Raw genomic sequence first — 25,529 nt, 5'->3', positions numbered from 1 at the left:
CCGACTATTTTGCCTCGCGATGTAAAGGCGGCTCCGCCGCCGGCGGAAAATAGTCGGCCCATGAGGTTGCCGGTCCGGGCCGCTTGCCGCCCGATCGCCCTCTTGAAGGCCGTGGGTGCGGCCCTCTCCGGCACCGAGGAGAAGCATGACCGACCGCCTGGGGATAATGAAGCGGCAGCGCGGCCCTTCCCCGTTCCGGCTATGCCGCGAGCTCCATGAACCGGGCGGCATCCTGCGCCGCGATCTGCACCCGGCTCGCGGCACGAAGCGCGTCGATCCCGAGAAGGTGGAGATCCTCGTTGAAGTCGCCAAGCTGTGGCGAGATCACGATCGCCTCGATCCCGGCCGCCTGCGCCCGGTCGATCAACGTGGCCATCGCGCCGTCGCCCGCGGGATCGTCATCGCGTGCGATGTAGAGCCGGCGAAGCGTGTCCGGGAACAGGATAGAGGAGAGATGCGCTGCCGAGAGCGCCGCCGCCATTGGCATGCTGGGCAGAACGCACCGAAGCGACAACATCGTTTCGATGCCTTCACCGGCCGCCATCACCTCGCCCGCCACACCGAAGCGAACCGCATGTCCGAGCAGGTCGCCCATGGCCCGTCGCGGCGTGTCGACCGGCGCCTTGCCGAGATTGGCTTCGTTGAAGCCGCCCGGGTCGAGCCAGGTGCGATGCGCGCCGGTCAGGTGGGCCGAGAGGTCGGTGACGGCGGCGATCATCGCCGGCCAGGTCTCGGTCGCAGAGTGCTCGTCCGGCCGATAGTAGCAGCGGGGGTGGAAGCGGAGACTTCCGGTTCCGTGCAAAACCGTAATGCCGCGGCTACGGAGATACGCTTCTACGAGCGTACCCTCGATGGGTTGCGACATGGCGAAGAGTCGTCTCGCCGCCTCGGGCGAACCCGCAGGTACGCTCGATCTCGATGAGCGGGCGTGGTTCACCTTGGGCTCCGGTTCGGGACGTGGCATGCTGAGGAAGGAGCGGGCTTCGTTGGCGACGTCCTTGAAGTCGACCAGGCCACAGCTTTCCCGGATCACATCGAGCAAATCACCATGCTCGCCGGTCGCGGCGTCAGTAAATTTGCCGGCGGGTCCCTTCGCAGACTCTTTGAGCCGCACGAACATAGAGCGGCCGGGGGTGTTGCGTACATCGCCGACAAGCCAGTAGCTACCTTGTCGCCGTCCTGCGGAGAGATAATGTCGACACACGGCCTCGGCGTCACGCGCGAGACGGCGGGCCAGTTCGGAAGCGTCCTGGCCGACCATCAGGCAGCCTCCCGCTCGCCGATGCGCTCGATCGGATAATGGTCGAGCACCTTCGCCAACACGACTGTACCGGTCGCATCTATGGGAACGAACATGCGCAGCTTCCACGAGATGATCTCGCTGAAGAGGCCGTAGGCGCGCAGCCGATCGCGCATCGTGTCGGTGAAGCCGGACAGCTCGATGCGGTGGGCGCCCATGACGCGGACGCGGCGGAGCTGCAGGTCCTTGGCGAGGTCGAGGACCGTCTTCCCCTCCATCAGCGCCGCGAACGCCGCTTCCGGTGAAAGGGCGGTGGTCCCGATCATCGCGGCGTTTGCCGCCCAGGCCAGCGATACCCTGCGGCCGATGATGCGCTCGCCTGCGTCGGTCTGAAGCCGATAGACCCGGGTCGAATCGTTCGGGAGACGTTTCCAGATCGGTAGCAGCAGGCCGGCGACGATGTGGAGCGTGCTCTCGGCGAACTCCGGCACCTCGGCGACCTCGCCGGTCCAGGCGGCGACGAACGTCTCGCGCTCGGCCGCCTGCCAATGGCTCTTGTCCATCATCTTCACGGAAGCATGATGGTGCTCCATCGGCCGGATCAGGCATACGCGGCGTTCGATCTCGCCGTCATCGAGCATGAAGCTCGGTGCGGGGATCTGCACCGCGGCGCGGCCCGAGCGCTCGTTGACGAGTAGTGCGGCCCGAGCATCGGCCAGATAATCGAGCGCTTGATCCAGCGTTAAGGGGCGATTGCGTCGGCGCTCGGTGATGGTGAGGAGGCGCGTCTCCGCGCCGGTCGCAGGATGCGTGTAGATCGAACGGCGGTCGGTGACGACAAAACTCTCGGCCTGGAGCGTTTCGAGTCCGACATCATAGACCCCGCTGGCGATCGCGCCCTCGACCTTGGCGTTCAGCAACTGCTCAAACGCCGTGAACAGGACGTCCTGCAAGTTGATGGTGAGCGCCAGCAAGCGATTGAGGAACGTCGTGATCGGCCGCAATTCGTCCTTGATACCGCTTTCGTCCGTCAGCTTGAGGCCTGTGGCCTCCTCGAACATCTGCAGCGAGCAGCCTTCGACCTTGCCGCGCACGAGCAGCAGATAGAGCTGGCGAAGGGCATCCCGGGCGTAGTGACTCTCAAGATTGTCCTCGGGCCGGAACAGACCCTGGCCGCCGGTCTGACGCTGGCCACGCGTGATGGCACCGAGCGTGTCGAGCCGCCGGGCGATCGTCGATAAGAAGCGCTTCTCTGCTTTCACGTCAGTGGCGATCGGTCGAAAGAGCGGCGGCTGCGCCTGGTTCGTGCGGTTTGTCCGCCCGAGTCCCTGGATCGCGGCATCGGCCTTCCAGCCGGGTTCGAGCAGATAGTGGACGCGAAGCCGGCGATTCCGCGCCGACAGCTCGGCGTGATAGCTGCGCCCGGTGCCACCGGCGTCCGAAAAGACAAGCACGCGCTTCAGATCGTCCATGAAGGCGGCGGTCTCGGCGAGGTTGGCGGAGCCGGCGCGGTTCTCGACGGCAAGGCGGTCACTCCTGCACACCACGCGCCGCGAACGTCCCGTCACTTCCGCCACGAGGTCCGTGCCGAAACGCTGCACGATCTGGTCGAGCGCGCCGGGAACAGGCGGAAGCGAAGCGAGCCGTTCGATCAGCTCACTGCGGCGGGCGGCCGCGTCGCGGCTTTCGACCGGCTGGCCGTCGCGGAAGACGGGCCGGGACGAGAGATTACCCTCGCTGTCGGTGAAGGGCTCGTAAAGCTGCACCGGGAAGGAATGGGCGAGGTAGTCCAGCACATACTCGCGCGGCGTGATGTCCACGCGGACGTCGTTCCATTCTTCGGTCGGAATTTCGGCGAGTCGTCGCTCCATCAGCGCCTCGCCGGTTGACACGATCTGGATGACGGCGGCATGGCCGTCGGCCAGGTCTTGCTCGACGGAACGGACCAGGGTCGGCGTCTTCATGCTGGTGAGCAGATGGCCGAAGAAACGCTGCTTGGCCGACTCGAACGCCGAGCGCGCGGCCGATTTGGCCTGGCGATTGAGCGTGCCGGTCTCGCCGGTGATGTTGGCGGCCTGCAGCGCCGCCTCCAGGTGATTGTGGATGACGCTGAAGGCACCGGCATAGGCATCATAGATCCGGCGCTGCTCGTCGGTGAGCTGGTGCTCGACCAGTTCATACTCGACACCGTCGTAGGAGAGCGAGCGGGCGGTGTAGAGGCCGAGCGCGCGCAGGTCGCGGGCCAGGACCTCCATTGCCGCGACGCCGCCATCCTCGATCGCCTCCACGAACTCGGCGCGCGTGGCGAACGGAAAATCCTCCCCGCCCCAGAGCCCGAGCCGCTGGGCGTAGGCGAGATTGTGGACAGTGGTAGCGCCGGTCGCCGAGACATAGACGACGCGGGCGTGGGGTAGCGCGTGCTGCAAGCGCAAGCCCGCTCGTCCCTGCTGCGAGGGGGCGACATCGCCCCGCTCGCCTTTGCCGCCACCGGCGTTCTGCATGGCATGGCTCTCGTCGAAAATGATGACGCCGTCGAAGTCGGAGCCCAACCATTGAACAATCTGCCGGACGCGCGAAAGCTTCTCGCCGCGGTCGTCGGACCGCAGCGTAGCGTAGGTTAAAAATAGGACGCCCTCGCCCAACCGGATCTCGCGCCCTTGAGGGAAGCGCGAGAGCGGCGTGACCAGCAGACGCTCCATGCCAAGCGCCGACCAGTCGCGCTGCGCGTCTTCCAGCAGCTTGTCGGATTTCGAGATCCAGACCGCCTTGCGCCGACCCTGCAGCCAGTTGTCGAGAATGATGCCGGCAGACTGGCGGCCCTTGCCGGCGCCGGTCCCGTCGCCGAGCATGAAACCTCGACGGAAACGGACGGCGTTCGGTGCGCCGTCGCGGCCGGCGGTGACGAGGTCGAAGGTCTCGCCAACAGTCCAGGCGCCGGCAAGATAGTCACCATGCGCCTCCCCGGCATAGACGACCGTCTCGAGCTGGGCGTCAGACAGGATGCCGTCGCTGACGAGGTTCGCCGGCAGGCGCGGCCGATAGCTCGGCCTCGGCGGCGCGACCGAGGCCATCGCGGCCGACTGCACCAGCTTGGACGGGTGAGACTGGGCGCCGGGGATCCGAATCGATTGCAGCCGGTACTCCTCGTAGATGGCGTCGCTGAGGCGCGCGCTCTCGGGCGGGATCCAATCGATCGTCTCATAGGCAAGGTCGACGGCTTCGGGATCGGCGACTGACGCCTTGGCCGGCTGTGCCCCGGCTCGTGCGAGATAGCTCCGCAGGGTACGAGGCGCGGACGAGGTTGATACCGGAACAGCACCAGTGGATGCGACGCTCAGGCGAACCGGAACGTGTTCGCCGATCCAGCGGAGTAGCGTCGCGACGTCGGGCGCTAGTCCCGGCGACTCCGGGAACGCGCGCGGATCGCCGGCCGGCACCTTGTCGATGACGGTCAGGCGCGTCTCGATTGTGGTGCCGTGCTTGGCATAGACCGCGCCGGCGATCGCGGCGGTGAACACCACGCGGCCGCGTTGCTGCAATTGAACGAAGGCATCTTGCCAGGCCGAGGCTTCGGGCGAGAAGTTTGCGCCTGATATCGTGACCAGCCGGCCGCCGTCAGCAAGGCGGGCAAGCGCCGAGGCGATGTGACGGTATGCCGTGTCAGCCATGCGGCCGGAGACGTTCGCCATCGCCGAGAACGGCGGGTTCATCAGCACGACGCTCGGGACGATGGCGGGATTGAGGTGATCGTCGATTTGGGCTGCGTCGAAGCGCGTGACGGAAATGGCCGGAAAGAGGGAAGAAAGCAACACGGCCCGGGTCTCGGCCAGTTCGTTCAGCACGAGGGCGCTGCCGGCGATCTCGACGAGGATGGCGAGCAGCCCGGTGCCTGCGGACGGCTCCAGCACGCGATCCGCCGCCGTAAGCGCAGCCGCGGTCAGCGCAGCCAAACCGAGCGGGATCGGCGACGAAAACTGCTGGAAGGTCTCGCTCTCGGCAGAGCCGCGCGTGTGGGTCGGCAGAAGCGACGCGATCTTGTCCAGGGCGGAAAGTCGTGAAGCCGGAGAAGCGGCTTTGCGGAACAGCGCTTTTCCGTATTTGCGCAGGAACAGGACGATGGCGACCTCGCAAGCGTCATAGGCCATCTTCCAATCCCAGGCGCCTGTCGCATCGGACGCGCCGAAGGCCTCTTGCATCGCGGCGCGCAAGATTGCGCTGTCGATGCGTCGGCCATGCTCGATATGCGGGAGAAACTGCTCAGCCGCGGCGATGATGGCGGGGGCCCCCTCGGGAGCGCGCGCAGGCGAGATCGGGGCGGCCTGGTCGGCCGCGATCGAGAAAAGGTCGTTCATGAAGGGGAGCCTCTAGGAGAGCGGGAACGGGCGAGCCGGCCGGCGCTCTCTCTCTCTCTCTCTCGGACCGGATCGGCTCAAACCCGTCCCGGCCCGCCTCTCACTCTCTGCCCGATGCCCTTCAAACGTTGCGGGCAGGCTCTTGATCTCAGCCAGAAAGAAAGGGTCGCCTCACGGCGCGACCAGAGCGATAAACTCCTCGAGGAGATCGTTCTTTGACTTGCCGACAATTTTTTCGGCGGAGATCACAACGACTGCGCCGCCGAAACCATCGGCCCGCATCCGCGAACAAGCAAAGGAGGAAACAGCCGTTACATATTTCAGCGTCGACGAGCGCCGAACGATGTCTTGGAGGATGAACTCCCAAGACGTGGTCGTAAAACCGAGATCAACGTGGTGCGAAGGTGGTACGCTGGCGTCAAGCTTTGCCAGGTGCTCCGTGACGATCCTGTTGGCCGCGTTGGGACCAGCCGCCTGGGACGCTGCGAGCGCGGCTTCGAGCGCCGCGTGCGCGACCGTGATCATGTCAGCCGGACCAACCTCGGAGAAGAAGTACCAGCCGTCGCCGTTGCGCTCGGCATCGAAGATGCAGGAGAGCAGCATACGCTCCAGTGGGGTCATATCGGCCTTCTGGATCGTCTGCTGGACCACCGTCGGGGTGTAGTAGTCGGCCATTCGAGCCTCCTTTGAAAACCGAAAGCCCGACACGAGGCCGGGCTGGGGGACGAGAATTGCGACGGAAGGTGTGCGAGACGGCCGGAGCCGTCCCGCGAAAGGGCTCACTCGGCCGCATCGAGCTGTGGCTCGGCCTCGTCATCGCCGCCATCATCCTGCTCGTCGCCGTCGGTGAGGAATTCCGGCAGCGCCTCGTCACTGCCCTCGGGCTCCGCGGCGTCGGTGGTCGCAACCTGGCCGACGTCGGTCATTCTCAAGGGCTCCGGTAGCCAACCGGTCTCGGCCAGGAGGCGTTCGGCCTCCTTGGCCATGTCGCCCTTCTTCAGATGGTCGATGAGCTGAGCGGCGCGATCGCCGGCACCTTCCCGCACAGCTTCGAGGATGCGGCGCTTCGGCACCCGACCGAGATAGTTCTCGACGGTCGGGCGCCAACCCGCCCCCACCATGTCGAGGTCGACGGCTCGGGCGATGCGATCGGCCTCAGCGATCCGCTGCTCGACCATGTGCGGCGTGACGCCGCCGCCGTAGCGATCACCTTTCTCGTAGAGCGCGTTGACGCCAAATGAGGCGCAGTGTGCAAAGAGCGCCGCCTGCTCGTCGCCGGTGAGACCGGTGAGCCAATCCCAGAGATCGGCCTTGTCCTTCGGCAGACGCTCCTCCCAGGTCTTGTGGCGCGCATCGATCGCCTTGGCCGCTGGCGTGTCCTTCAGACCTTGCGCCTGCACCGGGAAGCTGGCGCTGCGCAAGGAGATTTCCATCGACGTTCCGTAGGAGGAATAGCGGGAGAAGACGTCCATGCAGAACTTGTGCAGCACCGATTGGAAAGCGACCGACGGCGTGGTCGCCAGCTTGTCGCGCAGTGCCAGCGTCCGCTCCGCCGTGAGCTCGGTCAGCAGGCGGTCCGGCAGCGGCTTGACCGCATCGTCATCCTCGTCCTCGGGCTCAGCAACCTGCCCGCCGATCGTGATGACGGCGCGCTGGATAGCCGGCGCTGACGGCTCGGCGCCATCTAGCGCCGGGTCGGCGAGTTCGCCATCGCTGCTCGGCTCTGGCTCAGCTGTGGGCACTTCGTCCTCAGGTCGGACGTAGCCGCGATCGACCGACAGCACTCCTTCGGCATCGATGCTAACGAACACGCCCGCGCGGGTGATGTCGGCCGGCTGATGGATGACGGGCCGATCGTCGAAAGCGGCGAGGGCCATCTCGATCTCGCCGAGGCGCTGATCGACCTCGTCGGGCAGCTCGTCCGCGCCGTCGTACTCGGCTTCGAGCCTGGCATATTCGGCCTTGAGCGCCTCAATCGTCGCCTGCTCTTCGGCCGAAAGATCAGCAGACACGCCGTCCAGTTCGCGCAAGCCGCGAGTATGGCCGTAGGGAAACTCAATGGCGAGCTCGATCCACCTCCAGCCCTCGGCGGCGATCGTCTCGGCCTCCGCCTTCAGCTTTTCAGCGACAAGACGGTCGAGGAGACCAACGTCTTCGAGCCAGCCGCCGTCGTCGGACTGGAAGAGATCGCGCAAGACCACGCCGCCGGCCGCCTCGTAGGCGTCAAGGCCGACAAACACGGCCCGCCGGTCGGAGGCGCGCGCCGTCTTCTCCGTCAGCATGCGACGTATCTGATAGGCCTCCTTCTGCCAAGAGCCGGAGATGGCCTGCCAGACCTGCTCCTGGCGGGCGTGATCCGCCGTGACGGTGAACGCCATCAACTGATCAAGCGATATGCCGTCGTCGGCATAGACGTCGAGCAGCGCGGGCGAGACCGACGCGAGGCGCAGGCGCTGCTTTACGATGTTGACCGAAGTGAAGAAAGCAGCCGCGATCTCCTCCTCGGTCCGGCCCTTTTCACGCTGAGTCAGGAAGGCGCGGAATTGGTCGAGCGGGTGCAACGGAGCGCGCTGGATGTTCTCGGCGAGCGAGTCGTCTTCGGCGAGAATGTCGGTCGCGGGATCGCGCACGACGCAAGGCACTGGCGCGCTCTTGGCCAGGCGCTTCTGCCTCACCAGCAGCTCCAATGCCCGGTAGCGGCGCCCCCCGGCCGGGATCTCGAACATGCCGGTCTCACCGCCTTCGGCGCTGAGAACCGGCCGGACGTTGAGGCTTTGGAGCAAGGTACGCCGGGCGATGTCCTCGGCCAGCTCCTCGATGGAGACGCCGGCCTTTACACGGCGGACATTCGATTGGCTGAGCACGAGTTTGTTGAAGGGAATGTCGCGCGAAGGGGACAGCATGATTTTCTGAACGGCCTTTGCCATGTCAGTTTCTCCGGAACGAGCGGCCAAGACCCTCTCTCGACCTCCAACCCGTTCGCGGAAAACGCCGACCCTCCTCTCCCTCTCACCGGCAGGCCGCGCCGCGGATTGGCGCGGAGATTTCGGTATTCGGCTATTGTTGTTCAGGGAATATCCAGGGGCGAACAGGTCACACGTCGATTCTCCGCCACAAGCGCGCTCACCACCTGCTGCAGCACTGAAACCTCTCTGTCGCCGTAGCAGAGCACATGGATGTCTTTCGGAGTCGATACGGTCGATCGAATGCGCGACATCTCCTGCCACATCGTCACCGGATCCGACTTTGGGGAATAGAAGACTGCATAATGGGCGAAAGGAAGATCGAGGCCTCGCCCTCCGGTAGTCCGAGTCATGAGAAGCAGACCGTTGGCGCTTTTACGAAACCGGTCGATCGCTACTTTTCTCTCATGGTCAGTCTTCTCTCCCGTGAGTTCGAACAGCGGAAGGCGCGCGGCCGCCAGGATCGGCTTCAATCCTTCCAGGAGCGTGATGGTGCGCAGAAATAGCACGCCACGCTCTCTGGCTTTCGCGCGCACTGTCACGATCGCCTGGAGCGCATCGGTCTTTTGGCCACGCAGGAAGTGAAAGTGGTCGTCATCACGATCGTCGCGCAGGATCGGAACATCTTCCAGATATGCAATCTCGTTGCGCCGGGTCTTAATCTTGCAGTCACCGAAGTCTGTTCCCAGATCCCTCGTCAGGTCTTCGAGAATATGTTGCGGCATCATCATCAGTTTGGTGATGCCACAGAACGCCTGACGCACCGGGTTTGTGATGACGATGGAGCGCATCGCACCCGCTCCCGAACGAAGCCGAACCGAACGATTCGCCGCGCCTTCGCACAATTGCGGCGCGCGCCGCTCGACGTCTCTGTAGTCCACCGGACCAATTGCCTCATCGAGTCGGAGGTGGGCTTTGCCTTTCGAGACGTCGACAGCTTCAAGCAGAACGGCGACATTGCCATCGTGCACTCGGGACATCCGGATTGGTTTGAACGGAATTACCGCGGCATAGCTCTGTTCGGGAACTGTGATCGCCACCGGGTTGAGCAGCTTGCCAATCAACGCTGAACGTCGCTGGGCCTTGGTCATGACTCGACGCTTTGGCTCCTGCGACGCAAGTCCGAGGGTTGCCGACTTGACGAGATATCGCGCCGCGGCCGGAAGCTCCCGTACCAGCCGTTGCCAGAGCTCGGCATATCGCACAGCGCTTTCTCGATCGGTCTCGTCAACGACAACGAACTGATCGAACTCGTCCACAATCACGAGATCGAAAGACGAAATCACGTCATCGGCGATGCCGCGCGCAACGGCCCCGGCGAGGATTCCAGGCGTCGAAACAAGAAGGTCACTTCTCAGAATCGTCCGTCGCAGCGCTCCGGGATCGCCGGACTGATCGTCGGTCAGCCGGTCCACCGTCAGGCTCTTCGCAATCCAGAGCGCCACATCGAAGTGCTGAACGACCAGGGTGCGCGACGGCACGATCAACAGAACGCGGCTGGTGGGACGCAATTTCTTCCAGAGCGCTGCCACAAGGCACGCGATCAGCGTTTTGCCAGTTCCGGTAGGAAGTTCAATTCCGGCATTCCGGCCTGCAAGCGCGATTTCAACTGCGCGGATCGCAGTCTCGACCTGATAACGCCGCAACGTATAGGCACGATCACGCGCAACGTCGTTTGCAAACAGCGCCTCGGCAATGGCCCAAAGCGCTGGGTTGGATTTCGACGTCGGCGAACGCGAACGTTTGGTGGGTTTACGGCTTTTGCGCAAGCGTGGTCCGAATGCCTCTGGCAATGCGCCAACCGTCAAAACTCAACCACAGCGACACAGCGATGAAGAACAAAAGAAATACCCAGAGCGCGCGATGGACATGCGGATATAGTGGGTCGGCGGATGCGGCCGCGATCATGACAAGACCGTTGACGAGGACGAAAACGACAAACGCGAGAACCAATCCGTTGATCACATAGCTTTGGACATTGGCGAGTTTCTCAATCTCGATCTTGCACTCGACGATCGCCTTCTGCTGGTTGTCGTTGCCTTGCGCCTTGTTGAGCTTCACCTTCTGCGCGAGCGCAACGAGGTCACGGAGCCATTGGCTGAGCTGAATATTAAAGAAACTGCCGACAAGGCCGGCCAGCGTCAGCATCAAGCCAACAGTGGCCAAGGGATTTGCATTCATGTGCCATCTCCGGTTGCAATTGCCTCGAGGATCGAAAGGAGGGTTTCAGCCGGCACGCCAAACCATCGGGAATTTCCGAAACCCGGCTTCGCCTTTGGAGGTTTCGGCCGTTCGCGCTCGGCCATGAAGGCTGCCAGCCGGTCGTAGACGACGCGCATCTCGTCGGCGGCGCCAGGCGACAGGCTTACGTCGAACTCGGTGACGTGACCTTGGCCTTCTTTCCTGGCTTCCTCGGCTCGGGCCTTGTATCGTTCGAGCTGCGTCTTCAATTCGGCTCGCGCCGCTTGGCGCCATTGAGAAGCGCGCCGGGCGCGCAGCAGGCGGGCCAGATATCCGGCGCGCGCCAGATTGATCCCGAAGCGCTCGTAGATCCGCGTTGCATCGGGCTGCTCGTCGACGAATATTCCCTCATAGAATCGGGAGAGCCAATATTCCGTCTGCTGACTCTGACTCTCGAAGCGTTTGTCGCCCACGATCCATTCGAGCAGCAACGTCGCGGCCAGCGGCTCAAGATTGCTTTTGAGGCTTTTCTTGACAGTCGGAGAAGCATCGTTGGAGAGAAGCGCTTGCGCCCGGTCCAGCAGCGCTTTGCGGGCGTCGTCCTCCGGCTTTGCCATGTTCCGTCCCCCCCCCGATACGGCGATCAAGTTCGACGCCGAGAATCACGCAGCTACTACCAGTCATAGCGCGATCGCCGGCCCACAACCATCAACAAATCACCCGCAAGGGCTTCAGTACCTGATTCAGCAATCTGCTAATGTGACCGGTCGATGGAATTTGGGGAGGCAAGCGCCGCGAGCGCACATCTCCCGGCAATAGTGTGCGGTATGATCCATACCCCGCCAGCCGCTGGAGACGGCACAGTGTCGATATGAGGCGGGAGACCCGATTCTTTGGACCCGATGCGAGTCGTCAGGCTTGTCGCTGCGTCCTCTGTTCTCCCGCATTCCTGCCGACGATGGCGGTCATGAGCAGCGGGCCTCACATCAAAATAGCCGAGCATTGCTCGGATACCAGGCGCCGCGGCGCTCGATATATCCGACTTCGCCGCGATCCGGCGCAATTTGGCGCATACAAGCCGCATCCCGGCGGTGAACGTAAGATAACAGTGAAGAACATCGCCTCGAGCTTCACTAAAATACGCTCCGAGAGAACGGAAGGACTGGGGAGATCGAGTCTCATGTACGGCTCGTACAAAGGAAGTTCAGAAATAGAAAGAGCTGCGTAAGTCGTTGCGTCAGCCGAGCATATGATCTAGGTTGCTACCTTTAAGCGAACTCTTTTGGGGCTTCAATATGAAGAGATTTCTCGGACTTTTGCTTATTGCTCAATTTTTGTTTCTCTCCGGTGAGGTCATGGCGCAGGGGCTTCCTGCTCCCTCATACTGGAAGAACGAACGGGGCTCAGAACTGTTTATTTGGTCGGCTAATAACGGGGCAATACAAGGGACTTTCACAAATCATGCTCAAGGGTTTGCGTGCCAGGGCATTCCTTATCCCGCATCGGGAGCTGTTGGTCCGACTGGCTTGTATTTTGTTGTTACTTTTGCCCAATGCAATTCCTTTACTCGCTGGGTCGGAAAAACCAACGGCTCTCAAATGCCTACGTCATGGACGCTGTTCTACGTTGATAAGAACGGTAATCCTAGCAAGTTGAAGGGCGCGGACATATTCACGCGCGTGTGGTAGTTCGCAGCCCTCTGCCTCTCTTCTTCCGGCGCCATCACTAGGTAACGACGGAGAGGCGCGTTACTTGCCCTCCCGCTTGGCCGGCGACGCGGCATAGAGGGCCCGCTCTGCCGCCCGGATGCCGCCGGTCCACCGCGCGGCCTCGACCCAGACCGAAATCGGAACCATGCCCTCGAAGAGAAGGTCGCGCTCGATTCCCATATCGAACGGCAGCCGGACTGCCGTCATCTCTGCCAGGCTGAATGGCCGCAGTTCAGGTTCGCCGAGATCGGCCAGGCCGAACAGAGTATCGCGGTCGGAGTCGAGCTCGGTCGCAAGCCAGACTCCTGCACCGAGCGGGTTGAAGAATTTGACCACGGGCACATGGTCGGTGTCAGGCTCACGGCCGTTGGCGAGCAGGGGCTCGCGCAGTTCGTCGGTCAGGAGGATTATGCCGCCCTCCTGTCGCTGACGGGCTGGGCCTGGTCGTCGGTCGGCAGAAAACCGAGAATCCAATCGGCCGCCTTGCTCGCCTGCGAGGCGGCGCGGACGATGGCACGATTGTCTTCGCGTAGCACCTCAAGCCAGGAGCCAATGTAATCGGCGTGCCGGACGGTCGGCACGATGCCGAGCGAGGCGCAGCAGAAGGCCGCGTTCATTTCTGCGATTAGCTCCTCAAACGCATACTTCTTGGTGCCGAAGCTGCCGGTAAGATCGCGACCGAGCCGCGAGGCATGGCCGGCGGCGTGCCCGAGCTCATGCAAGGCCGTGCGATGCCAGTTGATCGGCTCGAAGTAGGCGTGCGGCGGCGGTACCATGACGAAGTCGGCGTCCGGCGCGTAGTAGGCGCGATTGCCGCCGATCCGAAAGTCGATGCCGGTGGCCCGGATCAGTGCCTCGACTCGGGGCTCGATCAGGCCCGGCGGAGGCGGCGGCGCGACGATCGCCACGTTCTCGGGCAGGCCCTCGCACTGCGCGGCGTTGAAGACGGTGAACCGTTTCAGGAACGGGATCGTGGCGGCTTCTTCGCCGGTCTCACGCGCGCGCTTCTTCTCGTCGTCCGGCACGAAGCGGTCGGCATAGACGACGGTCGTGCCATGCTCACCCTTGCGAACGTTGCCTCCGAGCGAGAGCGCCTGGCGATACGTAAGCCAGCTCTGGCCGGGATAGCCATGGGCCACGACGGCGCCCCACAGGATCAGAATGTTGATCCCGGAATATTGCCGGCCGGTGGCGGCGTTCTTCGGCATAGCGAGCGGCGCTTTCGCCGAGGCCGTTCCCCAAGGCTGGACCCAAGGCACGCGGCCGGCCTCCAGCTCGCCGATGATCTTGTTGGTGATCTCATCATAGAGGTTCGCCCGGCTCAAGCCGGCGCGAGTGGATGTGGTCGTTCTGGACATCGCGGATCTCCGCGACGGGCGCCGGAGGCCTCTCCTCCAGCCTGCAACCCGTCAAGGCAAATCCGGTCCGCACTCTGACTCTAAGGGGGCGTTCCGGGGCTCCCCGCAGAAGGGGTCGACCGAGACCACGGGCTCGGACGCGTAGGGGAAGGCGTTCCCCTCAAAGGCGTAATGCCAGAATTCAGGAAAGTCAGGATCGGAGTATTTCCGCCCTTCGGCCGTTTCCGACTATCAGTTCATCGCGACAGAATTCAATATCTCAATCGTCGAGCAGTATCTCGACCAGCCCCTGATTTGAGGTCACGACGATATCGAGCGGCCAGTTTAATCGCATTCGAATTTCTTATACGATTTCCCATCGGGATCACGATACGCGCCCGCAGGCTTTTATATATCGTGGACCTGCCGCCGAGAGGCGCAAGTATTTTTACTACGCTCCGTCACGCCATTATGCGACGATCAACTAAGGTTGACGCGTCAACTCGACCGCCTATGACGTGAGCTACGCGGGGTCATCGAGAATATCGTTTTATTCCGTCATTCCGGGTGTCAACATCTCAGCCATCTCGACCGTGACGTCTCGTGCGGCGGAGTGATGGAGAAGACCAATGACGGAAGCCAAATTCCTCACCCCCGAAGAAGTGTCTGCGCGATACCGTGGCGAGGTCACCGTGGGTACGCTGCGAAATTGGCGCGCGATGCGAACGGGGCCTGCATACATCAAGATCGGGAGAGCCGTCTTATACCCTCTGGATGAGCTTGACGCGTGGGACCGTAGAAATCTTGTGATTTGTAGCGCGTCGAAAGGACCGGACCTGGGCTAGCGTTGGGGATCGATGCGGCTCGCAAATATGCCGACGCGATCCGCTTGCATGCTCGGGACCACAGCTCGGCTACTGTGCTCGAAATGGCGGCGTGTGCGCATGACGCATGCGCGGTATAAGAACGCTACGAGTCGATGCAGCAGCGCGGCGGTCATTATGCGCTATCCTGGGAGGATTCTTTGACCTCAATCCCTCGTCTTAAGGTGCTTCGCATTCCTATCCAGAAAGATCGCCTAAAGGCGCTTTCGAGCGATGAGCGAGTGCTCTTTCTACTCCTTGGTTACGTGTCAAATCAGATTGCCATGCTGCAGAAGTTAGTTGTCTTCTCGTTGAATACACAGTCGGAAAGTGAGCCAGAACAGTATGCAAGTGGCGCGCAAAGCGAGATGCTCGTACGAATGCTCGTAGGCGCTGTTAACGAAGCGTGGCTATTGGTCGAGCGGCGGTTCATTTCCAACCCGATCGGGAAGATGTACTTGCCGCTGCTCGATGCAGGCGGTCAGAGAGCCTTGACTACCCTCAAGCGCCAGTTCGGCGACTCAAACCTGCTGGCGACGATTAGAAACAACTTCGCGTTTCACCATCCAAAGAGCGCCGAGGTGGAGGACGCATTTCGCACCGCCGCGGACGATCCGGGACTGGACGACGCGTGGTGTTTCTACTTCTCGCAGCACGGCTACAATACGATGTTTTTCTTGTCCGACTTGGTCATCGTGCAAGGGATCTTTCGGGCAGCAGGCATTCAAGATTTTGCCGAGGGCCAGCGAAGGTTAATCAAGGAAGTGACAGACGCGGCAAACGACCTGTTGGAGTTCGCGAAGTCGTTCACCAAAGTCGTATGGCTCAAGCACTTCGGCAACGAAATCATTTGCGATAAGGTGTTCGACGTTGCCAACGCCCCAATTGTCGACAATGTCACTCTCCCCTTCTTCGTCACCTTGCCGGAGGCGCCGTCGCTTGGTCCCGACATCGGAATTTAGGACCCCATTCATGCAGAAAGCCCGGCGCTCTGGCCGCCGGGCTTTCCTTCTTCTCCTTAAGCTAGTGCATTAGGGCGTGGACGATGATTGTTACCGCTAATGCGATGTCCTTCATGTCCAGTTCTAGTTTGAAACTGGCCTTCACCGGTTTCTCCTTTCGATCTGAGGGACCTGCGGCGCCGCAAGTCGGGTTGATCGGAAGGTGACGTCACCTCGTTTGCTGCAGGCGCCACGCTGCGGTTATGGCAGAGCCTTTTTTCGGTAGCCGACCGGAGCATGTCGAGCAAGAGCATGCTCACCCAGGTTTAACGCCGCTGAGGGCGGCACTTTTACGCCTGTGCTCATGGGCGACCTCGGTCGAGGCGTCGGGACCGTAGCACACCTGCCAATCAGTCGCCAACAGCTGCAGGCCGTACGTGCCGGCTCGAGGATCAAGATTTCAGAGCAGACGGCCATTTACTGGCCAGCCGCTCCAAAGCGGCTCGGCATCGGCGCCGGTGCAACAGCCCGTTGCACAATCGGCCGGATCCAAAGGCCTACCCCAGCGGATATTTCAGGATCGACCGCGGCGGATGATTTGCAGCCAACACCGCAATTTCCCAGGTGTTAGTAAAGGCGGCCGAGCCAGGGAGACGCCCCTCGACAATCGCACCTGTCCTTACGTCGGCGAAGCAGGGGAAATACCGCTGGGGTGAATGACCTCCGTTGGTGCAGATGTAGACATTCTCATCCGCAATGGCGAGGCAAACAGGCGTGCGGCTTGGCCCTGTCGGCGACCACACAGCAGGATCAAGCGACGGCAAAATCGAGAAACTTTTGCCGAAAGACAGGACCGTTACGGGCTGCCAGGGAACGAGACAGGATTCCGCAACGTCCTGAATAAAGGAGGGCCCAAGAAGCACCATGGTGCTTCTATCGCCGGTCGCCGGCTGCTGGGTCTTGAGAGCGTAGAATGTCTGTCGACCATCCATATAGATAAAGAGTTCACCAGCCTCGAGTTGTTCAAATCGGGTGGTTCGGGCAGCCGGAATCATCTCCATCAAGCCAACTACCTTTCAAGCGGCGCTACGAAGCGCCGCCATAGATAGTCTGCGGACTGCTCCTGGCTCATTCGCTTCAAATCAAACTGTTTTTCAAGCTGGCTGAATCCCATCCCCATGAGCGAAGTCATATGCAACTCACCTTGCGCATCGGAGACCGACAGTATCTCGTTGCAGGCGTTGGACCCGTGATGCCACTGTCCTTCTACGTACGAAATTCCGTCGCTAGAATGCATGCCCCCTAGCCAAATCCGGCAGCGACATGCGCTCTTTCCACTCAAAAACACCTCTGCCATGAACTCCGTCGCGGTGTTCGGCTGAAAGTCACAATCCACTGCGTCGCCACGCTGCGCGAGTTGGTCGAGTGCCGCCTCAAAGTGGTTCTTGATCACTTCGAAGGCCTGTCGGCTGAACCGCCGCCTGTCGGCATCGGTCGGAGATCGCTTTAAGTGGGGAACGTAGGGTGTGCTGCCCGCGTCACCTGGACTGACAGGCCCGGGAAATACTTTGTGCGGCCGACCGGCTCGAGCCCCCGGAAAGGACGGCCGTTGAGCAGGCTTCGCGCGCTTTGCGTTGACCCCATTCAGGAGGAGCCTCTGCGCGGCGCTCTCGTCCTCGCCTACCAAGGAAATATGGACGACTGAGCTCAATAGCCCCGGAGGCTGACATTGTCGGATCATCACTGGCACCAATTTGCGCTTCAGCCCTTGGGGGTCCTGGGCGAATGCAGCAGCCCATTCAGGGGAGGCAAACTGGGATTTAAGGTAGTCGGGCGACAAGACCATGATCGTGCGGTCAGCTTCGGTCGCCGCCCTTTGCATTTCGAGCACAAAGTTGCTTCCGGGCCGAAAATCCCATGCTTGAATAACAACCGTGAAGCCTTCCTCCTCAAGGACGAAACTGACCCATTCGGCCCAGGCCTTGTCGGCGGAGGTATAGCTTACGAAAAAGTCCGCCATGCACCGATTCCAATCCTCATGGCCGCAACTCCGCCTCGGCCTCAATATAAATAGCAGGTCCACCCATTATCTATCCACCCGCCGACTCGAACGAACTCACGCCGAGAAGCTTACCATGAACCCCGGCAGCAGGGGATTCTGCGGAACGATGCGCAAACCAGGAGCGCGCGTGGTGCTGTCGGAGCGAGCGACTGGTCGAGCACTGTACATTTTCGCAATCCTCGAAGCCGCCTCCGGCCCACTCGCGCTACCTATCCCCTCTCTGCAAGCATGGGATCGGAAAAAACCTCGTGATCTGCCGTGCCGCAAAAGTCCCAGGCAGTAACGACCGAGAGACAGCGGGATGATCACGAATCGTCAAGACTTACCGCCTCCAATCTCCCGCCCCAGCGGAGTTATTCGATCAAGAAAGAATAATAAAATCAATTAGATACGATCGAGGCTGGCCTGCTGCACAACCACCCTTCCGGCGATCCCTCGCCGTCCCAGGCCGACATCCAGATGACGAAGGCGATCATCGAGATCGCAAAACCGCTGGGGATCGCCGTGCACGACCACATCATCGTCGGCAGGAGCGGGCATGCGAGTTTGCGCGGGATGAGATTGATCTAAGGCACCAAATCAGGCGACAACAACGGCATGAGCGACTGGCTGCACAATCTGCCGGTGCCCTTGATGGCGCTGGTGATCTTCGGTTTCACCTATCTGCTGGCCGCGGCCATTTTTGCGAGCATCGCGCTGGTCGCAACGGAGGAGCGCGCGAAATCGCTCAAGGCGATCTCGCCGGGCATGCTGCCGGTGCTCGGCATCATCTTCGGCCTGTTCGTCGCCTTCACCGCGGCGCAGGTCTGGGGCGACAGTGACCGCGCCAGCGCCGCGGTGAGCCGCGAGGCCAGCGCGCTGCGCAGCGCCGTGCTGCTGGCCGCGGGTCTGCCGGCGGAGCAGGATGCGAAGCTGCGCGGCCTCGTCCGCGACTATGTCGGACAGGCGGTCGCGATGGAATGGCCGATGATGGCGCACCAGGAAGCCTCACTGAAGGTGACGCCGCCTGCGCTCGCTGATGCCCTGCAGCTCGTCATCACGATGGCGCCGCAAGGCAACGGTCAGGCCAACGTGCAGCGCGAGCTGATCGCCGCGCTGGAGCAGGCGCTGGACGCGCGGCGACAGCGGATCATCGTCAGCCTCGCCGCGGTGAACCCGGTCAAATGGTGGTGCCTGTACCTGCAGGCCGCCTGCGCGCTGCTGGTGATCGGCCTCGTCCATTGCGACAACCGGCTGGGGTCGGCGGTCGCGATGGTCCTGTTCGCGACCGGGGTTGCCACCTCCGTCCTGCTGATCGCCGCGCACGACCGGCCGTTCGCCGGCCAGATCTCGATCCAGCCGGAGCCGCTGCTGCAGGTCATGCCGGAGGCAGCGAAGAGCTAGAGCGCAAGCGCCAAAGCGCGATGAGATTTGGATGAAATCGTCATCGCGCTTTAGTTCTGTTTACGCATGATCTTTCCGGAAAACCGCTTCGCACTTTTCCGGATCGTGCTCTAGTAGCAATATCTGGAATCGACCCGGACGTAATAGCCATCGGGCCGCTGCATGTAGCAGCCGCGCTGATAGGCGTAGTAGCCGGAGCGGCGGCGCTCGCCCTCGGAGGCGATCGCGGCGCCCGTGCCGGCACCGACGACGGCACCGATGGCCGCGCCACGGCCTCCACCGAGCGCGCCGCCGACGATTGCACCACCGACACCGCCGATGATCGCGCCGCCGATGGCATCCTGGGCCGCCGCTTCATTGACCGGCATCACCATTGCGGCGGTCAGACAGGCCGCGATTGCAAAACTTCCAATGCGAAGATTTCGAAGCATGCTCGTTCTCCCCGTGGTGAGGCGGGTTTTAACGCCCAGCGGGGATTCCGGCCAGATCAAATCGCCTTCCGTCCGTCTCGAACCGCGAAGGAATGTCGCCATGGTCCCACCGCACGCGGCCCTGCAGGGGGAGGATCGCACGCAGCGCGAGCGGGGTGGGGTGATCTTCCGACACGGGCAGCGCCGTAGGGTGGGCAAAGCAAAGCGTGCCCACCATGTCCAACGCCGCGAGGGATGGTGGGCACGTCGCGCGAAGAGCGCGCCTTTGCCCACCCTACGAGACTGTCATTGCGCGACGGTCCTTCACTTACCCTCCCCTCAGGATGAGGTTAAGGAGCATTGGCCCCCGTTGAAATCGCCGCCGCGCACTCCGCCCTCATCCTGAGGGCCCGCCATCGGCGGGCGTCTCGAAGGATGGACTGCGGGCGAGCTATCCACCACGCTTGTTCATATGCGATAGCCCGCCCACGCGATGCCCACAAACCGGCCGCGAGCCGGTCATCCTGGTTCGATCCAGCGCTGCACGGCATCAGTGGTGTCGGCCGGGGTGGAGTTGAAGCAGATCGCGGCCTCCGGCGCGAGGCGGTGGACGAGGTTGAGCACCTTCTCGAACAGCAGCAGGCGTTCCTTGGGCTCGCGCAGACCGGCGCCGATCACGATGCAGTCGAAGCGCTCCTCGCGCAGCGCCGCCGCGACGCCGGCTTCGGCGGCCGCGTCGAGATCGATCAGGCAGCTCGTGACCTCGAAGCCGCGATCGCGCAGGCGCAACAGCTGCGCCTCGATATAGTTGCGCACGAGATCCGGCGTGAGCTGCGGGAATGTGCTGTAATCCGCAACGCCGGGTTCGATGCCGATCGCGAGGACACGCTTGGTCATGCAGGCCTCCTTGCCGGATCCTGTCCCATTGCTAACGGGCGGACGGTCCTGCGGGTTCCCGTGGGCCCTCCACACTGTGCCGCCAATTTTCCCGCAAAAGCTGTAACCCATTTCACATGCACAAGACCGGCAACCTGCCAGATTTGCAGCAATCACGCTGGTCTCACGCGCCGATCACGGCGCCCGGTTCACTTTGATTGCCCGGAGATTCGTTCATTCATTAATTTGCGGGAGCGGAAAATGGTGTCCTTCGAGAGTTTGAAGAGCGAATACGAGCGCAATTGGGCCAGTCTCGAGATCCGGCCCGGACGCCACTCCGACGCGAATGCGGTTGCACGCAAGGCCATCAACGGCAAGGCGACCTATCAGCAGATCGAGCGGCTGACCGGCGTTCCCTGGTATTTCACGGCGCTCTGCCACTACCGCGAATCCAATTTCGATTTCGACACCTATCTCGGCAACGGCGAAACGCTTCATCGCACGACGACCATCGTGCCGAAAGGACGCGGCCCGTTTGCCACCTTCGTGGACGGCGCCGTGGACGCGTTCAGAATCGAGAATTTCATCGGCGCGCAGGACTGGAGCATCGCACGGATGCTGTTCCGGCTCGAGGCGTTCAACGGTTTCGGCTACCACGCCAAGGGCGTGAATTCGCCCTATCTCTACGGCGGCTCGAACCTGTACGGCCCGCCCGAGGCAAGGGGCGGCAAATTCGTCCGCGATCACGTGTTCGACCCGAACCACGTCGATTCCCAGCTCGGCACAGCCGCGATCCTGCATGCGATGCTGGCGCTGGATTCCTCGATCACCCTCGACGGCAGCCCGCAATTCGCAGGCCGCATCGAGCCCGAGGATGATGCGGCCTCGACGGTCGTCCTGATGCAGCAGGCGCTCAACAGACTCGGCGCCAATCCGCCGCTCGCCGAGGACGGCATCAGCGGGCCGAAGACCAGGGCCGCGGTCTCGCAGTTTCAGCAGCAGAACGGGCTCAGGGATACCGGCCTCCTCGACGGGGCCACGGTCGCCGCCATCACGCGCGCGACGCAGCCGGGAGCGGTCATGCAGGGCGGCGACCTGTCCCAGGTCCTGAAGCGGCTGGAAGACCTCGCGCAGGTACTGCGGCCGTCTGCCGGCGGAACGCTTCCGGTACCGACCACACCAGGCAACACGTTGCCCGCCCCGAGCGATCCGATCAGCCTGTTCGAGCGGCTGTTCTCCCTCGTCAACAACAAGACGACGCCGATGCCAGGACCGGTGACCCCGACCAACCCCGCCCCCGTCGATCAACTGAAGCAGGTCGTCGACCTGCTCAGCACATTGCTCAACAAGAACGGCAAGCCCGTGCTGGGCCAGGTCAACGGCGCGCTCGGCGAGACCATCGGCAAGCTGCTCGACGGCAAGAAGACCGCGCTCGGCATCGGCGGCTCGCTCATCACCGCGCTGCTCTCCTCGGTGACGGCGAGCCCCAATGCAGGAGGTCTTGCCGGGCTGCTCGGCACGATCGTCTCAGCGGTGCCGGGCCTCGGCCAGTTCGCGATGCCGATCTCGCTCGCGCTCACCGCCTGGGGCGTGCTCGGCAAGCTGGAGAAGTGGGCGCAAGGCACCGCACCGCCGCCGAAGGTGACGGCGTAGCCGCGATAGCCTTGTCACAGAACAGGTGCGCCCCCTCTCCCGCTTGCGGGGGAGGGTTGGGGAGGGGTATCTCGGCAATCGAGAACCCCCAAGAGGAGAAAGCCCTCACCCGGCGCTCCGCGCCGACCTCTCCCGCAAGCGGGAGAGGTTGCACCGAGCCCGAGGCGCCCCCCGATTCAACCAAAGCCATTCTGCTCGAGAGCATTGATGACTCGCGCGCCTGTTTGGGCGCCTACTGACGCAGCATGATCAGGGGATCGGCAGTGTCCGGGACGCGCCGCCACTGCGCGTTGTCATCGGCCTCGAACTGCCAGACATCGCCCGATTTCGACATCAGGATGATCTGGCCGCGCTCGAGCCGCCATTGCGTCGGGTTGAACTGCGCAATCGACGGATCGCATTTCGGCTTGAGGAAGACCTGGAAATTGTCCTGGCTTGCTTCCGTGTTGGTCAGCGTCAACCCGCAGACCGGCTGGCCGTTGCCGCGCACCATCGACCAGTCGCCGATCATCTGGTCCATTGACTTCGCCATCGAGCGGGCGGCGGCGAGGTCCTGCAGGATGTAGACACCCTCGCCCTGGCGCAGGCCCTCGAAGATGCCGGCCTCGACCTCGGTGAAGTCGATCACGGCTTCACCGGTCGCATCCTGCAGGCGGACGATGTCGAGGCCCTTCACGCTCCAGGCGACGATGTCCTTGGTGAAGGGCAGCGCGGCCTTGCAGGCCGGCTCGAGCTCCAGCTTGTAACCGTGCCCCACCGCGTCGGCCTTGAGCGTGACGACGCAGGTCTTGCTGCGCTCGGTGGTCGAGAGCTCCCATTGCCCGGGCATCGTCTTCTTCAGGGTCGTCGCATCCTGCGCATGCGCAGAATTCATCTGAACAATGCCCATCGCGGCAGCACATGCCGCGATGGCGAATGCGAGGACCCGAAGACCGACCATCAGCGCCCCTTGAACGGCGTTTCCGCAACCGGCGTCAGCGGCGCCTTGCCTGAGAACCATGACTTGAGATTGTCGACGACGAGCTGGTCCATCGCGTTGCGCGTCACCACCGAGGCCGAGCCGATATGCGGCAGCAGCACGACGTTCTGCATGGTCTTGAGCTCGTCAGGCACGTTCGGCTCGGCGGCGAACACGTCGAGGCCTGCGGCGAGGATGGTGCCGGATTTCAGCGCCTGGACCAGCGCGGGCTCGTCGACCACGGAGCCGCGCGCGACGTTGATCAGCACGCCGCGCGGGCCGAGCGCCTTCAGCACCTCGGCATTGATCATCTTGTTGGTCGAGGCGCCGCCGGGCACGATCACCATCAAGGTGTCCACGGCCTTCGCCATCTCGATCAGGTCGGGATAGTGCTTGTAGGAGACGTCCTTGGACGGATTGCGCGAGTGATAGACCACCGGCACCAGCGAGGCGTCGAGCCGGCGCGCGATGGCCTGGCCGATCCGGCCCATGCCGACGATGCCGACCTTGCGGTCGCGCAGCGAGCCGACGCTGAGCGGATAATTCTGCGTCTGCCAGAGCCCGGAGCGGACGTAGCGGTCAGCCTTGATGAATTCGCGCAGGGTGGAGATCAGAAGGCCCATCGCGACGTCGGCGACCTCCTCGGTCAGCACGTCGGGCGTGTTGGTGACGATGATGTTGTGCTCGGCCGCGTATTTGGCGTCGATGTGGTCGTAGCCGACGCCGAAGCTCGCCACCATCTCGATCTTGGGCAGCTGCAACAGCGAATCCTTGTCGGCGCGGACGGTGTGATAGGTCACCGCCACACCGCGAATCTTTTCGCGGATCGCGGGCGTCAGCCGCTCGAGGTCGCCACGCGTCTCGGCCTTGTGCACGACGAAATGATCTGAAAACCCGCTCTCGAGGATCGGCCGCACCGGTCCATAAATCAAAAGATCGATCTTTTCGGACGAAATCGAACCGGTAGACATCAGTTTTCCTTTCCAAGCGCGCTTTCGTGCCAGCGCCGTAAAACGAGGTGGGAAACTAGCGCCAGCACCCCATAGATGACAATCCCAGCCAGCGACAACAAAAGCAGCGCGGCGAACATGCGGGGTATGTTCAAGCGGTAGCCCGACTCGGCGATCCGGTAGGCGAGCCCGGAGCCCGCGCCGGCCGTTCCGGCCGCGATCTCGGCTACAACCGCGCCGATCAGCGACAGGCCGCCGGCGATACGCAATCCGCCAAGGATATAGGGCAGCGCCGCGGGGAGCTTCAGGAAGCGAAGGGTCTGAGGCGGTGAGGCGCCATAAAGCTGGAACAGCCCGGCGAGATTGCGGTCGACCGAGTTCAGCCCGAGCGTGGTGTTCGAGAGCACCGGGAAAAAGGCGACGATGAAGGCGCAGACGACGACCGCGGTCTGCTGCTCCAGATAGATCAGGAGCAGCGGTGCAATCGCGATCACGGGCGTCACCTGGAGCACGACGGCGTAAGGGAACAGCGAATATTCGACCCATTTCGACTGGTTGAACAGCAGCGCCAATGCAATGCCGCCGATGCTGGCGGCGATGAAACCTTCGAGCGTGGTCAGCAGCGTGGTCGCGAGCGATTGTGACAGCACCGCCCAGTCCTTGATCAGTGTCAGGACGATGACGGACGGCGCCGGCAGCACGTAAGGCGGGATGTCCTTGATGCGCACCACGAGTTCCCAGGCGAGGAGCCCGGCCGCGAACACGACGACGGGCAGCACGAGGCGCATCGCGCGTTGCGCGCCGGACGGTTTCGCGGTGACGGCCGCTTGCGCGTTCATAGCGTCGACTGCCCCGAATAAGACGGTGCCAGCGCGGCCGACACGCGCCGGCAATAATCGGAATAGGCAGCGGAGGTGCGAAACTCCTCGCCGCGCGGCTCGACCGTCTCGATGCGGATGTCGGCTTGGATGCGGCCGGGCCGCGCCGTCATGACCACCACGCGCTGTGACAGATAGACGGATTCGAACACCGAATGCGTGACGAAGATGACGGTCTTGCCAAGGCTGCGCCACAGCGCGAGCAGGTCGTTGTTGAGACGGAAGCGCGTGATCTCGTCGAGGGCTGCGAACGGCTCGTCCATCAGGAGGATGTCGGGGTCGGTGACCAGCGCGCGCGCCAGCGACACCCGCATCTTCATGCCGCCGGAGAGCTCGCGTGGGAATGCGTCGGCGAAATCGGCAAGCCCGACGCTGGCCAGCGCCTGATCGGCCCGCGCGCGCCCTTCCGCCTTCGGGACGCCGCCAAGCTTGAGCGGCAATCGCACGTTCTCGCGCACGCTGGTCCAGGGCATCAGGGTGGGCTCCTGGAACACGAAGCCGATACCATGGCCGGGCTGCGGCACGCCCTCGTGATGCGCCACCCGCACGGTGCCTGACGACGGCGCGCCGAGCCCCGCGATCAGCCGCAGCGCCGTCGACTTGCCGCAGCCGGACGGGCCGAGCAGCGCGATGAACTCGCCCTTGCGCACAGCAAGGTCGAGCGGGCCGAGCGCCATGACGCCGTTGTCATACGTCTTCGTCACGCCACGCAGGCTGACGGCGAGAGCCGTCAGGCTGGCCTCGACGGCGGACGAGGTTTTGACAGCGGACAT

At 62.9% G+C, this 25,529-nt stretch carries 22 protein-coding genes and 1 pseudogene; 6 read left to right on the top strand and 17 right to left on the bottom strand.

Annotated features, from left to right (window positions below; translation table 11 throughout):
- Window positions 1-199: 199 nt before the first annotated feature.
- The 7 genes from QA649_RS04125 to QA649_RS04095 form a co-directional block, all read right to left on the bottom strand.
- On the bottom strand, window positions 200-1,261 hold the full coding sequence (locus QA649_RS04125) for a toprim domain-containing protein (RefSeq protein WP_283023092.1): 1,062 nt from the start codon (window positions 1,259-1,261) through the stop codon (window positions 200-202).
- Window positions 1,261-5,592: a strawberry notch family protein gene (locus QA649_RS04120; RefSeq protein WP_283023090.1), complete on the bottom strand. Its 4,332-nt coding sequence runs from the start codon at window positions 5,590-5,592 to the stop codon at window positions 1,261-1,263. Before QA649_RS04120 ends, QA649_RS04125 begins: the two co-directional genes overlap by 1 nt.
- A gap of 171 nt (window positions 5,593-5,763) precedes the next feature.
- The gene (locus tag QA649_RS04115; RefSeq protein WP_283023089.1) at window positions 5,764-6,267 is read right to left on the bottom strand and encodes a hypothetical protein; all 504 of its coding nucleotides are present in this window, start codon (window positions 6,265-6,267) and stop codon (window positions 5,764-5,766) included.
- A gap of 104 nt (window positions 6,268-6,371) precedes the next feature.
- A complete protein-coding gene (locus QA649_RS04110) occupies window positions 6,372-8,519 on the bottom strand; it encodes a ParB/RepB/Spo0J family partition protein (protein WP_283023088.1) in 2,148 nt (715 codons plus the stop codon).
- Window positions 8,520-8,659: 140 nt separating this feature from the next.
- A complete protein-coding gene (locus tag QA649_RS04105) occupies window positions 8,660-10,324 on the bottom strand; it encodes a DEAD/DEAH box helicase (RefSeq protein ID WP_283023087.1) in 1,665 nt (554 codons plus the stop codon).
- Window positions 10,308-10,736, bottom strand: coding sequence for a hypothetical protein (locus tag QA649_RS04100; protein ID WP_283023086.1), 429 nt, complete (start codon window positions 10,734-10,736; stop codon window positions 10,308-10,310). The genes QA649_RS04105 and QA649_RS04100 overlap by 17 nt, the downstream gene beginning before the upstream one ends.
- Window positions 10,733-11,353, bottom strand: a complete 621-nt coding sequence (locus QA649_RS04095; RefSeq protein ID WP_283023085.1) for a hypothetical protein — start codon at window positions 11,351-11,353, stop codon at window positions 10,733-10,735. Before QA649_RS04095 ends, QA649_RS04100 begins: the two co-directional genes overlap by 4 nt.
- A gap of 678 nt (window positions 11,354-12,031) precedes the next feature.
- Here QA649_RS04095 and QA649_RS04090 point away from each other — a divergent pair.
- The gene (locus tag QA649_RS04090) at window positions 12,032-12,424 is read left to right on the top strand and encodes an avidin/streptavidin family protein (protein ID WP_283023084.1); all 393 of its coding nucleotides are present in this window, start codon (window positions 12,032-12,034) and stop codon (window positions 12,422-12,424) included.
- 60 nt (window positions 12,425-12,484) lie between these two features.
- On the opposite strand, the gene QA649_RS04085 is transcribed toward QA649_RS04090, so the two are convergent.
- Both QA649_RS04085 and QA649_RS04080 read right to left on the bottom strand, forming a co-directional pair.
- The gene (locus QA649_RS04085) at window positions 12,485-12,856 is read right to left on the bottom strand and encodes a DUF2958 domain-containing protein (protein WP_283026249.1); all 372 of its coding nucleotides are present in this window, start codon (window positions 12,854-12,856) and stop codon (window positions 12,485-12,487) included.
- On the bottom strand, window positions 12,853-13,803 hold the full coding sequence (locus QA649_RS04080) for a zincin-like metallopeptidase domain-containing protein (RefSeq protein WP_283023083.1): 951 nt from the start codon (window positions 13,801-13,803) through the stop codon (window positions 12,853-12,855). Before QA649_RS04080 ends, QA649_RS04085 begins: the two co-directional genes overlap by 4 nt.
- 608 nt (window positions 13,804-14,411) lie before the next feature.
- Here QA649_RS04080 and QA649_RS04075 point away from each other — a divergent pair.
- Window positions 14,412-14,627, top strand: a complete 216-nt coding sequence (locus tag QA649_RS04075; protein WP_283023082.1) for a helix-turn-helix domain-containing protein — start codon at window positions 14,412-14,414, stop codon at window positions 14,625-14,627.
- A gap of 134 nt (window positions 14,628-14,761) precedes the next feature.
- Entirely contained in the window at window positions 14,762-15,607 is an 846-nt protein-coding gene (locus tag QA649_RS04070) for a hypothetical protein (RefSeq protein WP_283023081.1), read from the top strand.
- A 536-nt stretch (window positions 15,608-16,143) separates the two neighbouring features.
- Here QA649_RS04070 and QA649_RS04065 read toward each other — a convergent pair.
- On the bottom strand, window positions 16,144-16,650 hold the full coding sequence (locus QA649_RS04065) for a hypothetical protein (RefSeq protein WP_283023080.1): 507 nt from the start codon (window positions 16,648-16,650) through the stop codon (window positions 16,144-16,146).
- Between the two features lie 5 nt (window positions 16,651-16,655).
- On the bottom strand, window positions 16,656-17,606 hold the full coding sequence (locus QA649_RS04060) for a toll/interleukin-1 receptor domain-containing protein (protein ID WP_283023079.1): 951 nt from the start codon (window positions 17,604-17,606) through the stop codon (window positions 16,656-16,658).
- A 447-nt stretch (window positions 17,607-18,053) separates the two neighbouring features.
- Between QA649_RS04060 and QA649_RS04055 the strand changes: the two are divergent.
- Both QA649_RS04055 and QA649_RS04050 read left to right on the top strand, forming a co-directional pair.
- A pseudogene (locus QA649_RS04055) lies at window positions 18,054-18,218 on the top strand (JAB domain-containing protein); the annotation flags it as partial.
- Window positions 18,219-18,245: 27 nt separating this feature from the next.
- Window positions 18,246-19,031, top strand: coding sequence for a DUF4239 domain-containing protein (locus QA649_RS04050; protein ID WP_283023078.1), 786 nt, complete (start codon window positions 18,246-18,248; stop codon window positions 19,029-19,031).
- Between the two features lie 110 nt (window positions 19,032-19,141).
- Here QA649_RS04050 and QA649_RS04045 read toward each other — a convergent pair whose 3' ends face one another.
- Together QA649_RS04045 and QA649_RS04040 are read right to left on the bottom strand one after the other, a co-directional pair.
- Complete coding sequence (locus tag QA649_RS04045; RefSeq protein ID WP_283023077.1) at window positions 19,142-19,462, bottom strand: hypothetical protein; 321 nt, start codon at window positions 19,460-19,462, stop codon at window positions 19,142-19,144.
- A gap of 498 nt (window positions 19,463-19,960) precedes the next feature.
- Window positions 19,961-20,338, bottom strand: a complete 378-nt coding sequence (locus tag QA649_RS04040; RefSeq protein ID WP_283023076.1) for a hypothetical protein — start codon at window positions 20,336-20,338, stop codon at window positions 19,961-19,963.
- A 240-nt stretch (window positions 20,339-20,578) separates the two neighbouring features.
- Between QA649_RS04040 and QA649_RS04035 the strand changes: the two genes are divergently transcribed.
- Entirely contained in the window at window positions 20,579-21,970 is a 1,392-nt protein-coding gene (locus QA649_RS04035) for a peptidoglycan-binding protein (protein ID WP_283023075.1), read from the top strand.
- Between the two features lie 232 nt (window positions 21,971-22,202).
- Here QA649_RS04035 and QA649_RS04030 read toward each other — a convergent pair whose 3' ends face one another.
- Genes QA649_RS04030 through QA649_RS04015 form a run of 4 tightly spaced genes read right to left on the bottom strand, consistent with a single transcriptional unit; the run spans window position 22,203 to window position 25,529 of the window.
- Window positions 22,203-22,910, bottom strand: a complete 708-nt coding sequence (locus QA649_RS04030) for an AprI/Inh family metalloprotease inhibitor (RefSeq protein ID WP_283023074.1) — start codon at window positions 22,908-22,910, stop codon at window positions 22,203-22,205.
- A complete protein-coding gene (locus QA649_RS04025) occupies window positions 22,910-23,899 on the bottom strand; it encodes a 2-hydroxyacid dehydrogenase (RefSeq protein WP_283023073.1) in 990 nt (329 codons plus the stop codon). Before QA649_RS04025 ends, QA649_RS04030 begins: the two co-directional genes overlap by 1 nt.
- On the bottom strand, window positions 23,899-24,717 hold the full coding sequence (locus QA649_RS04020; RefSeq protein ID WP_283023071.1) for an ABC transporter permease: 819 nt from the start codon (window positions 24,715-24,717) through the stop codon (window positions 23,899-23,901). The genes QA649_RS04025 and QA649_RS04020 overlap by 1 nt, the downstream gene beginning before the upstream one ends.
- Entirely contained in the window at window positions 24,714-25,529 is an 816-nt protein-coding gene (locus tag QA649_RS04015; protein ID WP_283023070.1) for an ABC transporter ATP-binding protein, read from the bottom strand. The genes QA649_RS04020 and QA649_RS04015 overlap by 4 nt, the downstream gene beginning before the upstream one ends.

The organism is Bradyrhizobium sp. CB1717 (genome assembly GCF_029714325.1).
In the GTDB taxonomy this organism is placed as follows: Bacteria; Pseudomonadota; Alphaproteobacteria; order Rhizobiales; family Xanthobacteraceae; genus Bradyrhizobium.
Note: the sequence above shows the minus strand (reverse complement) of the source record. Positions and strands in the feature narration are given on the sequence as shown.

What these genes read in the sequence shown, in the direction of transcription:
- QA649_RS04125 (WP_283023092.1), bottom strand. Translation starts at nt 1,261, where the DNA reads ATGGTCGGCCAGGACGCTTCCGAACTGGCCCGCCGTCTCGCGCGTGAC.
- QA649_RS04120 (WP_283023090.1), bottom strand. Translation starts at nt 5,592, where the DNA reads ATGAACGACCTTTTCTCGATCGCGGCCGACCAGGCCGCCCCGATCTCG.
- QA649_RS04115 (WP_283023089.1), bottom strand. Translation starts at nt 6,267, where the DNA reads ATGGCCGACTACTACACCCCGACGGTGGTCCAGCAGACGATCCAGAAG.
- QA649_RS04110 (WP_283023088.1), bottom strand. Translation starts at nt 8,519, where the DNA reads ATGGCAAAGGCCGTTCAGAAAATCATGCTGTCCCCTTCGCGCGACATT.
- QA649_RS04100 (WP_283023086.1), bottom strand. Translation starts at nt 10,736, where the DNA reads ATGAATGCAAATCCCTTGGCCACTGTTGGCTTGATGCTGACGCTGGCC.
- QA649_RS04095 (WP_283023085.1), bottom strand. Translation starts at nt 11,353, where the DNA reads ATGGCAAAGCCGGAGGACGACGCCCGCAAAGCGCTGCTGGACCGGGCG.
- QA649_RS04090 (WP_283023084.1), top strand. Translation starts at nt 12,032, where the DNA reads ATGAAGAGATTTCTCGGACTTTTGCTTATTGCTCAATTTTTGTTTCTC.
- QA649_RS04080 (WP_283023083.1), bottom strand. Translation starts at nt 13,803, where the DNA reads ATGTCCAGAACGACCACATCCACTCGCGCCGGCTTGAGCCGGGCGAAC.
- QA649_RS04075 (WP_283023082.1), top strand. Translation starts at nt 14,412, where the DNA reads ATGACGGAAGCCAAATTCCTCACCCCCGAAGAAGTGTCTGCGCGATAC.
- QA649_RS04070 (WP_283023081.1), top strand. Translation starts at nt 14,762, where the DNA reads ATGCAGCAGCGCGGCGGTCATTATGCGCTATCCTGGGAGGATTCTTTG.
- QA649_RS04060 (WP_283023079.1), bottom strand. Translation starts at nt 17,606, where the DNA reads ATGGCGGACTTTTTCGTAAGCTATACCTCCGCCGACAAGGCCTGGGCC.
- QA649_RS04050 (WP_283023078.1), top strand. Translation starts at nt 18,246, where the DNA reads ATGAGCGACTGGCTGCACAATCTGCCGGTGCCCTTGATGGCGCTGGTG.
- QA649_RS04045 (WP_283023077.1), bottom strand. Translation starts at nt 19,462, where the DNA reads ATGCTTCGAAATCTTCGCATTGGAAGTTTTGCAATCGCGGCCTGTCTG.
- QA649_RS04040 (WP_283023076.1), bottom strand. Translation starts at nt 20,338, where the DNA reads ATGACCAAGCGTGTCCTCGCGATCGGCATCGAACCCGGCGTTGCGGAT.
- QA649_RS04035 (WP_283023075.1), top strand. Translation starts at nt 20,579, where the DNA reads ATGGTGTCCTTCGAGAGTTTGAAGAGCGAATACGAGCGCAATTGGGCC.
- QA649_RS04030 (WP_283023074.1), bottom strand. Translation starts at nt 22,910, where the DNA reads ATGGTCGGTCTTCGGGTCCTCGCATTCGCCATCGCGGCATGTGCTGCC.
- QA649_RS04025 (WP_283023073.1), bottom strand. Translation starts at nt 23,899, where the DNA reads ATGTCTACCGGTTCGATTTCGTCCGAAAAGATCGATCTTTTGATTTAT.
- QA649_RS04020 (WP_283023071.1), bottom strand. Translation starts at nt 24,717, where the DNA reads ATGAACGCGCAAGCGGCCGTCACCGCGAAACCGTCCGGCGCGCAACGC.
- QA649_RS04015 (WP_283023070.1), bottom strand. Translation starts at nt 25,529, where the DNA reads ATGTCCGCTGTCAAAACCTCGTCCGCCGTCGAGGCCAGCCTGACGGCT.